Origin of the sequence: Streptococcus sp. Marseille-P7375 (assembly GCF_902460365.1) — a bacterium.
GTDB lineage: Bacteria > Bacillota > Bacilli > Lactobacillales > Streptococcaceae > Streptococcus > Streptococcus cristatus_I.
Map to the genome: position 1 here is coordinate 372,415 of NZ_CABPTR010000001.1, position 12,765 is coordinate 385,179.

Consider the following 12,765-nt stretch of genomic DNA (forward strand, 5'->3'; position numbering starts at 1 on the left):
AGCCCTTTTTTGTTTGGAGGAAACAATGAATCAAGAATACTTATTACAGATGTTGCGAGCGACCATTCCTCGTGACAACAATCTATTAGAAACATTCTTACGCTATCAGTCGGAACACTTTGATGAACCATGGGATAATTTACTCCTTAACTTTATGACTCAAAAGGACAAGCGACAATCGCCTGTTCAGGTGGTAATTTTTGAAACTGAAGTTTCTGCTTTTGTACAAGCCAGTACCTCTGAGGAAATGAGTGATTTAATAACGTACACCCAGACCTTTGGACAAGCTGGTCTCAAAAAACTTACTCAATTAACGGATGAGGAAAAAGCCTTGGTGATTGAAGTCGCCCTCTTTAACCTAGCCACTCGCTTTCAGCTCTTAGACCAAGAAGGAGCCTATCAGTCCATTTCAGTAGCTTCTCTTTTGGATAAAGGCAATGCTGCTAACTTAGTCAATGTCTACCGAGTCGCCAATAATTTGTCTGACCGTATTAGCCGTGACATTGAACAATTTCTCCTCACCTATAACCCTGAAATAATAAGCACTCAGGACCATGTTGAGGAAAAAGAGGAGTCTATTGAAGAAATAGTCATTCCAGAACCTTATCAGGACATCGCCTTTCGTGAAGAAGAGGGTATCATCATTGCAAATCTTGAGGAAGAGTTATCACAACTAGATTTGCGGACAGGGCAAACCAAACATCTACCAGCCTATCAGAATTTGAACTTAGCTCAGAAGTTTGAGATACTGAATCATTTTGACCAAGTGCGAAATAGTCGTCCAAATCTGCCAAACCTGAGACGTGGGGAATTTGACCATGAAATGGAAATGACCCCAATCTATGAGAACGATGAACTATTAACCTATTTAGAATCAGATGGGACGGTCTATGACCTACAACGTCCCCTAACACCTCAAGAAGAAGTGTTCTTAACTGAAATGGGTCAAGCGATTTTAGCAGAAAATACTGAAAAATTGACCAGTTTAGGGATAGATTTTGCTCATTTTGAAGAACATCAACGTAGGGTGTTGATAGATGCAGCAGGGCGTTTCCATTTGAAGAATGCAGACCTCGCCTTATTGGGTGGCTATCCCAAAGCAACCGTCACTCAATTAGCCCTTGTGACAGAATTGCTTCAAATGGGACTACCGCATGATAAGGCAGAGTTTTTCTTGACCAGTCAACTAGACTTAGAAGAAGCAAGACCCATTGCCTACGCCTTCTTACATGAAGAACTCACTCTTGAAGAAGCTAGAACCTTTGAAAGGGACAAACAGTCCCAACCAGACGTATCCTTTAGAGACTGGAGAGAGCGGTTAACAAAAACAGAATCTGAAATCATCATGCCTCAAGAAACACCTCAAAATCCTATTGTAGAAGAAGTCCTTAAACGCTATCCAATTGACTCCATGGTGACTTACAAAGGACAGGACTTTAAGGTGATTGCCATAGAAGAGTCAGGTGTTAATAACCTGATTCGGATTGAACTACGAAATGATTTCACGAATCTGATTGAACAAAATCCAGTTCTTTTCCTACGGACATTAGAGGAGATCACTCAGGCTCTCCATCTTCCTTCTGTCGAAGAAAAAGAAGAAGTGGAACAACCTAGCCAAGAATTAGACCTCTTTTCCTTTATGGAAGATGATGAGAACCAAGAAGACGTTTTTCAAGAACCAGTCATAGAAAGGGAAGTGGAAAAATCTGAAACTCTTGAAGAAGAGATTGATTCAGAGCTTTCTGAAGTCATTGAGATAACACCAACCACTGATTTTCACTTTCCAGAAGATCTGACAAACTTTTACCCTAAGACAATTAGAGATAAGGTTGAAACGAACGTGGCTGCCATTCGTTTGGTAAAAGCTCTTGAAGTTGAACAACGCAAAGCAACCCCAAGTGAACAAGAACTCCTTGCCAAATACGTGGGCTGGGGAGGACTAGCCAATGAGGTCTTTGATGAGTATAATCCTAAGTTTTCTAAGGAACGTGAGGAATTAAAGACGCTAGTCACAGATAAAGAATACTCAGACATGAAACAGTCCTCTTTAACTGCCTACTACACAGACCCACTCTTAATTCGTGAGATGTGGAATAAACTAGAGTGTGATGGCTTTACAGGTGGAAGAGTGCTAGACCCTTCTATGGGGACTGGGAATTTTTTTGCGGCAATGCCCGAACACTTGAGAAAAAATAGTGAGTTGTATGGTGTTGAATTAGACACGATTACAGGAGCTATTGCCAAACACCTTCATCCGAATAGCCACATTGAGGTGAGAGGCTTTGAAGCAGTCAATTTTAATGAGAATAGTTTTGACTTGGTTCTTTCAAATGTACCCTTTGCCAATATCCGTATTGCGGATAATCGCTATGATAAACCCTATATGATTCATGATTACTTTGTCAAAAAATCATTAGATTTGGTGCATGATGGTGGGCAAGTCGCTATAATTTCCTCCACAGGAACCATGGACAAACGGACAGAAAACATTCTCCAAGATATTCGTGAAACAACTGATTTTCTTGGTGGCGTCCGTTTACCAGATACTGCCTTTAAGGCTATTGCAGGAACGAGTGTCACAACGGATATGTTGTTCTTCCAGAAACATATGGACAAGGGCTATCAAGCAAATGACATTGCTTTTTCAGGTGCCATTCGTTATGACAAGGATGACCGTATTTGGCTCAATCCTTACTTTGATGGGGAGTATAATCCTCAGGTTCTTGGAAGCTATGAGGTTAGAAACTTTAACGGCGGGACACTTTCTGTGAAAGGCAATTCTGATAGCTTAATAGGAGATGTTCAAACTGCTCTTGAACAGGTTAAACCTTCTAGGAAAGTTGACCTTTCTGATATCTTCATCAATCCAGATGTACTGGCAAGACAAAACATTGATACCTCGATTCCGTCTGATATCAGAGAAACCTTAGACCGTTATAGCTTTGGTTATAAGGATTCGACGATTTACTACCGAGATAGTAAGGGAATCCGTGTTGGGACTAAGACAGAGGAGATCAGCTATTATGTGGATGAAGAGGGGAACTTTCAGGCTTGGGATACCAAGCATTCGCAAAAGCAGATTGACCGCTTTAATGACCTCAAAGTCACAGATAGCACCGCTCTTGATGTTTATGTGACTGAGGAAGCCACCAAACGTGGGCAGTTTAAGGGCTATTTCAAAAAGACGGTTTTCTATGAAGCTCCCTTATCTGAGAAAGAAGTGGCACGGATTAAAGGCATGGTCGATATTCGTAATGCTTACCAAGATGTTATTGCCATTCAGCGCTACTATGATTACGACAGAGAAGACTTTAATCACTTGCTAGGAAAACTCAACCGAACCTATGATAGCTTTGTCAAACGCTTTGGATATGTGAATAGTGCTGTGAACCGTAACCTCTTTGATAGTGATGATAAGTATTCACTGCTTGCAAGTTTAGAGGATGAAAGTCTTGACCCAGCTGGTAAAACAGTTATCTATACTAAGTCCCTTGCCTTTGAAAAAGCCCTAGTTCGTCCTGAAAAGGAAGTGACGGCAGTAGCATCTGCTCTTGATGCACTCAATTCTAGTCTTGCGGATGGGCGTGGAGTAGATTTAGATTACATGATGTCTATTTATCAGATAGACTCAAAAGCGACTTTGATTGAAGAATTAGGAGATACCATTATTCCAGACCCAGAACGCTATTTAAAAGATAGAGAAGTGGTTTATGTTTCTCGTCAGGATTTCTTATCAGGTGATGTAATCACCAAGTTAGAGGTTGTGGATTTGCTTATCAAAGAAAATAATTCAGATTTTCCATGGCAGCACTATCAAAACTTCTTAGAAGACGTGAAGCCACCACGTGTCACCCTAGCTGATATTGATTATCGGATTGGCTCACGTTGGATTCCTCTAGCCGTTTATGGGAAATTTGCCCAAGAAACCTTTATGGGACAAACTTTTGACCTGACTGACCAAGAAGTATCAACTGTTCTTGAAGTCAGTCCAATTGATGGCACTCTTTCCTACCAATCCAAGTTTGCCTTCAGGTATTCTACCGCAACGGATAGAAGTCTAGGTGTGTCTGGTTCACGCTATGATAGTGGCCGAAAAATCTTTGAAAACCTGCTTAATTCCAATCAACCAACTATCACGAAACAAGTGGAAGATGGGGATAAGAAAAAGAATGTGACGGATGTCGATAAGACAACTGTTCTTCGTGCTAAGGAAACGCAACTTCAAGACCTCTTTCAAGATTTTGTGGCCAGTTACCCCGACGTGCAACAGATGATTGAAGAAACCTATAATAGCCTCTATAACCGTACGGTCTCAAAAGTCTATGATGGTGGTCATTTAACCATTGATGGCCTTGCTCAGAACATTTCCTTACGCCCTCACCAAAAGAACGCTATTCAACGGATTGTGGAAGAAAAACGAGCCCTACTTGCCCATGAAGTCGGTTCAGGTAAGACCTTAACCATGCTTGGGGCAGGCTTCAAGCTGAAAGAACTCGGTATGGTACATAAACCTTTATATGTGGTGCCGTCTAGTTTAACCGCTCAGTTTGGTCAAGAAATCATGAAGTTCTTCCCAACCAAGAAGGTTTACGTAACGACCAAGAAAGATTTTGCGAAAGCCAAACGCAAACAATTTGTGTCACGCATTATCACAGGGGACTACGATGCCATTGTCATTGGGGATTCCCAATTTGAAAAAATACCCATGAGTCAGGAAAAACAGGTCACCTATATCCAAGATAAGCTAGACCAATTGCGAGAAATCAAACAAGGCAGTGATAGTGATTATACGGTTAAAGAAGCAGAGCGTTCTATTAAGGGATTGGAGTATCAACTAGAAGAACTCCAAAAATTGGAACGTGATACCTTTATTGAATTTGAAAATCTAGGCATTGACTTTCTCTTTGTGGACGAGGCTCACCATTTTAAGAATATCAGACCCATTACAGGCCTTGGGAATGTGGCGGGAATTACCAACACAACTTCTAAAAAGAACGTGGATATGGAAATGAAGGTCAGACAGGTTCAAGGAGAACATGATTATCGTAACGTGGTTTTTGCGACAGGAACTCCTGTTTCAAACTCTATTAGCGAACTCTATACCATGATGAGCTATATTCAACCAGATGTCTTAGAACGGTATCAAGTCTCAAACTTTGACTCGTGGGTGGGAGCTTTTGGGAATATTGAGAATTCTATGGAACTTGCCCCTACAGGGGATAAATACCAACCCAAGAAACGCTTTAAGAAGTTTGTGAACCTTCCTGAACTCATGCGGATTTATAAGGAAACAACAGATATTCAAACGTCAGATATGTTGGATTTACCTATACCTGAATCCAAAGTCATTGCGGTGGAGAGCGAACTCACTAAAGCTCAGAAATACTACCTTGAAGAGTTGGTTGACCGTTCAGACGCCATCAAGTCAGGCAACGTTGACCCTAGTGAGGATAACATGTTAAAGATTACTGGGGAAGCTAGAAAATTAGCCATTGATATGCGTCTCATTGACCCAGCCTATACCTTATCTGACAATCAGAAGATTATGCAAGTGGTGGATAACGTGGAACGGATTTACCGTGAGGGTAATGGAGATAAGGCTACACAGATGATTTTCTCAGATATTGGAACCCCTAAAAGTAAGGAAGAAGGGTTTGACGTTTACAATGAACTGAAGAACCTCTTAGTGGATAGAGGGATTCCCAAAGAAGAAATTGCCTTTGTCCATGACGCTAATACCGATGAGAAGAAAAACTCTCTGTCTCGTAAGGTCAATAGTGGAGAGGTGCGAATTCTCATGGCCTCTACGGAAAAAGGTGGAACAGGCTTAAACGTCCAATCACGTATGAAAGCTGTCCATCATTTGGACGTTCCCTGGAGACCAAGCGATATTGTCCAACGCAACGGTAGGTTGATTCGTCAGGGTAATATGAACCAAGAGGTAGATATTTACCATTACATTACCAAAGGGAGCTTCGACAACTACCTCTGGCAAACTCAGGAGAATAAGCTCAAATACATCACGCAAATCATGACCTCTAAAGACCCCGTACGGTCGGCAGAAGACATTGATGAACAGACCATGACTGCTTCAGACTTTAAGGCTTTGGCAACAGGTAATCCTTATCTCAAACTGAAAATGGAGCTAGAAAATGAGTTGACCGTTTTAGGCAATCAAAAGCGTGCCTTTCATCGCACCAAAGACGAGTATCGTCATACCATTGCTTACTGTGAACAGAACCTCCCTATCTTAGAGAAACGTCTCAGTCAGTATGACCGTGATATTGCTCAATCCTTGGCAACTAAATCCCTGGATTTTGTCATGGGATTTGACAATCAGACAATGAATAACCGTGCAGAAGCCGGAGACTATCTACGCAAACTCATTACCTATAACCGTTCTGAAACCAAAGAAGTCAGAACACTTGCGACCTTTAGAGGATTTGAGCTTAAAATGGCAACCAGAAGCCCTAGTGAGCCTTTGCCTGATATCGTGTCCTTAACCATTTCAGGCAGCAACCAGTATTCTGTCTCTTTAGACTTGAAATCAGATGTGGGAACCATCCAACGCATTACTAATGCCATTGACCATATCCTAGAGGATCAAGAAAAGACAGAAGAAATGGCCAATAACCTCAAAGATAAATTAACAGTTGCAAGGGTTGAAGTGGAAAAGGTCTTTCCTAAAGAAGAGGATTATCAGATGGTTAAAGCCAAATATGACATCCTTGTCCCATTGGTAGAACAAGAAGCAGAGGTTGAGGAAATAGATGTAGCACTAGCTAAGTTCAATGAAACGATCCAACCGCAACACGACCAACAACTTTCTCTTGATTTTTAAGAAAAAGGCTGACAAAAAATAGTGAACGCGGTAAAATGAAGTCAAGAAATCACCAAAGGAGAACAAACTCATGACCCAAACAGTAGAAGCGATGCGTTATCAACTAGAAGAATGGCTAGCACAAGGCTTTACAACACCTGAAGACCGAGCTAACTACCAAGCCTTAAAGGAACAATACGAAGATGAAACCCTTGATTACAGCTTTTCAAAGCGAGAAATCATTGGTCAATTAGACATTATCATTACCACTCGTGAGAATGATTTTCCAGATTTAGATGAGGTGACAAAAGAAGGCTATCTTGATCTGGTTGCTCAACTTGATAACCTAGACAAGGGACAGGCTGACTACTATCGCAAGCAATTAGTGTAGAAAGAGGTGTAAGACATGATAGAACAAATCATTCAAAGCCTTTTCATCATTGTAGCAATAGGACTGATTTTGATTGTTCTCTACCAGATTGCGAAGATGCTTGGAAGATTATTTATCATTGGATTAATCGGATTTTTAGCTTTCACAGAAGTCTATGGGATTTACCTCTTTTTTACAGAAAGAACCCTCTATGTGGAAGATTTAGCGGCCAATGGTATTTTGAGTTTTACCACCTTCTATATCATTTTTAATCTTTTACTTGTCCTTGGACTTGTGGCAAAGGTTATTAGAAATCGGTTGGCATAAAACATATTGAGTTAAGGAAAAACTTATAAAGCAGTAAAAGGCATACATTCAGTGTTTTGATAACACGTGAGTATATGCCTTTTTAGAGTACTCATTTTTCGAAAATTAGCACTGAAATTAATATTTTGATTTAACTACAATTTAGTTTTAGGTATGAATAGAAGCAATAGGGTTACAAGAAGTCAATATTTCCTTTTGTTTAGATTGTGATACATGAGTATAAATTTGAGTTATGGAGATAGAACTATGTCCAAGTATCTGCTGAATATATCGAATATCCACATCGTTATCTAACAGCATTGTTGCAAAACTATGCCTAAACATATGAGGAGTGATGGAATTAGCAAGATTCATTTGTTCTCGTACTGTTTTTAAGACGAGACGAACGCTTTGTTCTGTCAGAGGCTTTTGAGAGATTTTTCCTGGAAAAAGATATTTATCTGATTGCTTGCAATAGTTTGTTAGATATGTTTTTAGTAGTAAAACAGTTGTTTCATCGCCTAAAAAAATAATACGTTCTTTTTTCCCTTTTCCTAGAATGTGGAGTGTTTGATTTTGAAGATTGATGTTTTTTATTTGAATGTGACAAAGCTCGGAAATTCGAATGCCAGTGGAAAGCAACAAAGAAACTATTAAGAGATTCCTTTCAGCCTTTTGTCGTTGAAAATTAGTTTTAGAGGTGATGACTCTTTGCTTAAGATAGACATAAAGATTTTTTAAAATATTATGAGGAATTATTTTAGGTAGTGTTTTTTCTGTTCGATATTGAAAACGTAACTGATTAAATGGATTTTCAGTGATGAGATTCTGTGTCATTAGGTAGCTATAAAAGACTTTTAGACTTGCAATTTTTCGCCGTAAAGTATTGGTTTTAATAGTTGAATCTGTCAAATATTCAATATAATTTACAACACTATCATGGTCTGAATGGCAAAACTGCATAAGATCATTTTTGTAAGCACGAAGTGTATGCGAGCTTAAACGTTTATGAGTTTTGCAATAATCTAAGTATGTAGAAATAATAATGTAATCCATGAATGTCTCCTTTATCAATAATTACGCTATTATAAACTGATTTAGTCATTTTGTATAGTGATAATAAATTGTTATCGGTAGGAGAATGGTATGAAGCAACTGTTACAATCTTATTTGAATAATTTTGATAAAGTGTGCTCCAAAAGCAATTTATTTTTAGTTGCTAATCTACAAAAACAAACTAAAAGGATGTCTTATTATACAATTGAGCATGCTTCTGATAGTGAGTTTTTTTCGTTGTCTGAATTTGAAGAGATTACTTCAGCACTATTAAAAACGGGATTGTGCATGAATATTTTTTATACTGAAATAGACTTCATAGAATATATTTTAAAACACTATCCTCAATTATCAAAGGAGGATTTATTAGTCTATAATTTAGCTAGAGATGGCAGGAAAGAAGGAAAAAAATCTTTAATTCCGTCATTTTGTGATTATTTCGATCTTGATTATACTGGTTCAAATGCTTTAACAGTATCTCTGTGTCGTAATAAATTTATTTGGGGTGCTGTTGCAAATGAGTTTAATATTGCAACACCTAAAATGGTTTGTATAGAAAATGGTAAGGTACTTGGAGAGGTGTTTGAATCCTCAAAATATATTCGCAAAGAGATTTCGGAATCAGCAAGTATCAACTTGTCGGAAGATTCCATTATAGATGATTTTGATTGGGAAAATGTTGGTACTCAAGATTTTCTTCTTCAAGAATTTATTGAAGGCATTGAGGTTGAAGTTCCATTTTTTAATATTAGAGGAGACTATATTATATTAGATCCAATTAAAATATCAACTCACTCTGAAATTTTGACAAGTGAATTGTCAGATAATAATGACTATATCTTTGAAAGTTTAGAAGATAGTTTTTTGTGTGAGAAATTAAAAGCAGCAACACAAAAACTCGCTCAATATTTAGGTATAACTACCTATGGGCGAGTTGACTTTAGGATAAAATCAGATAGAAGTTTTTTCGTTTTTGATGTTGCAACAATGCCTTACACTACGAAACATAGTTCATTTAATTATAACTTCGAACAATATGGACTTACACTGACTGATGTTCACAAACTAGTAATATTAAGTAGTTTATAATGCACTAGTATACTGTATATCAGTTAGCATAAGCCCCCTTCGAAAGTAAGCCCATTCTTTTGAAGAGAACTTGGATTGTGATAGAAATTCAGAAAATTCCTTTCCTGTCTTGATACTAGATTCCAAAATTTTTCCATATCGACGATGCTTTTCAAGAAGCATTTTTTTCTCTGATTCAAAGATTATTGGATAAAAATTCTGCAATTGCATATATTTATTTTTAGCAAGTTGTTGACTGTTTTCTAGCAATAATTTACAAAATTCAAACCACCCAAAAAAATAGCGGTAAAAGTCATCTATTGAAATATCATTGATGTCAGATAAATCATCAACTTCCATTAACTCTTCAAGTTTTATTTTATAGCATTTGTAGTTTTCTATTTTAGAAAAATATAAAGAGATTGAACATAGATTTGTATAGATTAAGTGCTTACTCACATCATTTAAATTATATTCAGCAAGAATATTTTCAAATTGAGATTTCCAGTAATCAAATTCTCCTTCTAATCCAGAAAGAAAGTCCAATAAAATAAAATTATTTTTAGATTTCCAATATATTGGGAGATCATATTTATCTGATAATGATTCTATTTCTTTTCTCACCTGATTTGCTTGCTCATAGTCGGAAGAAATAAGTAATAAGCCTAGAAGGCTACCAAGAGTATAATACTGTTCAATTGTATCGTCAATATCTCTAAAAAATTTTAATGCTATATTTGCATCATTGATTGATCTATCATTATCTTTATACAGAAAACTTTTCCTTAGATAGATATTCTTAAGATATTGTGCACTTTGCTTAATATCTTTTGTTGTATAAAATTTTTTGACAATATTTTCATTTAAAACTTGAAATTTATCAATTTCATTAAGTTTATCTATTAAATGAGGTAATAGCATGTAAATACATGAAAGATAGTGAATAGGCTCAACAATAACATCTTTGGCGCTTTCGACTAATATATTTTCGTAAAGTGTATCACAAAGTGAATGAAAAGAAAAATCTTGTGATGTATTTCCTTGAAAGTTAATATCATTCTTTAATAATATCGAAGATAATAACGAATTTTTGGGTAAAATTTTTTTATAAAGAGAGTTAGTGCCATCTGTATATTTATATTTGATACATTTAAAAAATATTGATTTAGTCTCTTCAGTGAGAAATTCAAGTTTATATAAACTCTTCTTTTCGCTTTCGAGTATCTCATTTTGATTCGATAAATGTTCATGCCAAAGCAAATATAGTGATAACAAATATTCTTGACTCTCTTTAAGTTTTGCCACAATTTCTATTTTTAATCTGTAATTAAAGGGTTCTTTCCCACATAAATACTGATAGTATCGCCTATAAATTTCTTTTTGTCCTTTTTCAACCGTTAAAAGAAGCTTATCTTTCATAATTAATATCAAACTATAAAAATTTGTTCTATTTTTTACAGGGATTAGGACTAGTAATTTTTTTAAGATATCAATAGCTTTTTCAATTTGAAATGTTTTTAAATTGAAATATTCTTCAGCATCATATGGGTTGAAATATTCAGGAAGGACAGATAGCTGATAAATGAAATCAATATCAATTTTATTCTCTCTAAAGTCCGTCTCAATCGTATTTAACAAATCATCTAATAACTTTTCAATCTTAGAATTATTATGTGATAGTGAAATAAAATTATAAATTTTTTCTAGATTTCCTTTGGTTAGAGGATACAGTGTATCTACTAAATCATCAGATATATTTAAAGTCTGTAAAATATTACCTAGAGTATTTTTTAAATCATTTAATTCAAAATGATGAATATCAAAGTTTTTTGAAAAGTTAATGTCGCTATTTTTTAAGTCCATGCCTCCCACTACAACAATAATTGATTTATTATATTTCTTTTCATAATAGGAGATATTATTAATAAGGCGTATAAAAAATAATTTTAGTTCATTCCCCAGCCACTCCCAATGTTGGATTAGAAATATTAATCTGTAGTTGTTATTGTTATTTAATATTTTCCTCTCTATCTCAATTGAATCATATTTTAATGATATACCAGCTGTTCCAAATCCTGGTATAGAGTTATTAATAGACATTGAAATAGGTTTGAAAAATTTTTCTGCAAAGGAAAGTTTATACTCGTCTGTAATGTCGTTATCTCCAAAATCACTATATAATTCTGTTCCATTTCCATTAATTCCTATTTTTGATAGCTCTTGAGAGATTTTATCAAATGCTAAAGATTTTGATAAAGAATCTTCAAAGGGGACGTAGAGAGAAAGTGACTTTTGATCTGTGTGAGCTTGAATAATTGAATTAGCAATCTCTGTTAAAAACTGATTCCATTGAGACATAATTAAAATTCCTACCGATAACAATTTATTATCACTAGTATACCACAAATTACTATTAAATATATTTTTCTTGTGATAACTTTTTCAAGTCCATCTTGTTATGATGGTGCTATCTTATGAAAAAAGGAGGTAGCGCTAGTGATGTTAAACAAAATGAAGGCTCGGTTGCTAATTGGCTTCGGTGGTCTAGCAGTCACCAGCTTTATGGTGATGATGGGTTACACCATTGGTTCTCAGTCTGTTACCAATCATACACAGAAACAAATTCAGACTGAGGCTCATAAACTGTTGACCAAAGAGAAAGAAAAGGAAAAAGGAAATGTCCTTTCTGATGAATTGGTCAAAGAATTTCTCACGCAATACTACACCAAGGAAAAGCTGGGCGAGAACAACAACCGTATTAAGCCCTATATGACAGATTCTGCTTATAAGGAAGAAGTTGCTCGTCAAGAAGAATCCATCAACCAAGTCTATAAGGATTATATGTTGGATTATCGCTTCGAATCTGCTCAAATCTATGTCAATACAGAAGACAATGAAGCCCTTGCAGAGGTTGCTTATCAAGTTGTTTATGTGTCAGATATCAGCGATAAGGCTCAGAAAAGTATACAGACAGAAACAAGAACTCTTAAACTCTCTTATGCCAAAATGTCAGATAAACTCCTTGTCAATCAGGTAACCATTTGGAATGGGAAACTAGAGGATTTAAAAGAAACTTCTGATGGAGTTAACTCAAGCATTCCAAAGATTCAAGGCACTACTACAAGTGAGACCAACTAGCAGGAGT

The 12,765-nt window shown here is 36.3% G+C and carries 7 protein-coding genes; 5 read left to right on the plus strand and 2 right to left on the minus strand.

Annotated elements, in window-relative coordinates:
• The first annotated feature begins 25 nt into the window (after positions 1-25).
• The 3 genes from FZ954_RS01930 to FZ954_RS01940 all read left to right on the plus strand — a co-directional run bounded on the left by FZ954_RS01930 (position 26) and on the right by FZ954_RS01940 (position 7,517).
• Positions 26-6,841 carry a DEAD/DEAH box helicase family protein gene (locus FZ954_RS01930; protein WP_148876585.1) on the plus strand — a complete coding sequence of 2,272 codons (6,816 nt, stop codon included), beginning with the start codon at positions 26-28 and terminating at the stop codon, positions 6,839-6,841.
• A 70-nt stretch (positions 6,842-6,911) separates the two neighbouring features.
• Complete coding sequence (locus FZ954_RS01935) at positions 6,912-7,211, plus strand: DUF5962 family protein (RefSeq protein ID WP_003094641.1); 300 nt, start codon at positions 6,912-6,914, stop codon at positions 7,209-7,211.
• 15 nt (positions 7,212-7,226) lie between these two features.
• A complete protein-coding gene (locus FZ954_RS01940) occupies positions 7,227-7,517 on the plus strand; it encodes a DUF5966 family protein (RefSeq protein WP_148876587.1) in 291 nt (96 codons plus the stop codon).
• Positions 7,518-7,664: 147 nt separating this feature from the next.
• Here the strand turns inward: FZ954_RS01940 and FZ954_RS01945 are convergent, their stop codons facing one another.
• Positions 7,665-8,552 (minus strand): tyrosine-type recombinase/integrase, encoded by an 888-nt coding sequence (locus FZ954_RS01945; RefSeq protein WP_148876589.1) that lies wholly within the window; start codon positions 8,550-8,552, stop codon positions 7,665-7,667.
• A gap of 90 nt (positions 8,553-8,642) precedes the next feature.
• Here FZ954_RS01945 and FZ954_RS01950 point away from each other — a divergent pair, with 90 nt between their 5' ends.
• Entirely contained in the window at positions 8,643-9,641 is a 999-nt protein-coding gene (locus FZ954_RS01950) for a D-alanine--D-alanine ligase (RefSeq protein WP_148876591.1), read from the plus strand.
• On the opposite strand, the gene FZ954_RS01955 is transcribed toward FZ954_RS01950, so the two are convergent.
• Complete coding sequence (locus FZ954_RS01955; RefSeq protein WP_148876594.1) at positions 9,636-11,978, minus strand: DNA repair protein; 2,343 nt, start codon at positions 11,976-11,978, stop codon at positions 9,636-9,638. The genes FZ954_RS01950 and FZ954_RS01955 overlap by 6 nt on opposite strands.
• A gap of 141 nt (positions 11,979-12,119) precedes the next feature.
• On the opposite strand from FZ954_RS01955, the gene FZ954_RS01960 reads away from it, so the two are divergent.
• Entirely contained in the window at positions 12,120-12,758 is a 639-nt protein-coding gene (locus FZ954_RS01960; protein WP_148876596.1) for a peptidylprolyl isomerase, read from the plus strand.
• The last annotated feature ends 7 nt before the right edge of the window (positions 12,759-12,765 follow it).

What these genes read in the sequence shown, in the direction of transcription:
- FZ954_RS01930 (WP_148876585.1), top strand. Translation starts at nt 26, where the DNA reads ATGAATCAAGAATACTTATTACAGATGTTGCGAGCGACCATTCCTCGT.
- FZ954_RS01935 (WP_003094641.1), top strand. Translation starts at nt 6,912, where the DNA reads ATGACCCAAACAGTAGAAGCGATGCGTTATCAACTAGAAGAATGGCTA.
- FZ954_RS01940 (WP_148876587.1), top strand. Translation starts at nt 7,227, where the DNA reads ATGATAGAACAAATCATTCAAAGCCTTTTCATCATTGTAGCAATAGGA.
- FZ954_RS01945 (WP_148876589.1), bottom strand. Translation starts at nt 8,552, where the DNA reads ATGGATTACATTATTATTTCTACATACTTAGATTATTGCAAAACTCAT.
- FZ954_RS01950 (WP_148876591.1), top strand. Translation starts at nt 8,643, where the DNA reads ATGAAGCAACTGTTACAATCTTATTTGAATAATTTTGATAAAGTGTGC.
- FZ954_RS01955 (WP_148876594.1), bottom strand. Translation starts at nt 11,978, where the DNA reads ATGTCTCAATGGAATCAGTTTTTAACAGAGATTGCTAATTCAATTATT.
- FZ954_RS01960 (WP_148876596.1), top strand. Translation starts at nt 12,120, where the DNA reads ATGTTAAACAAAATGAAGGCTCGGTTGCTAATTGGCTTCGGTGGTCTA.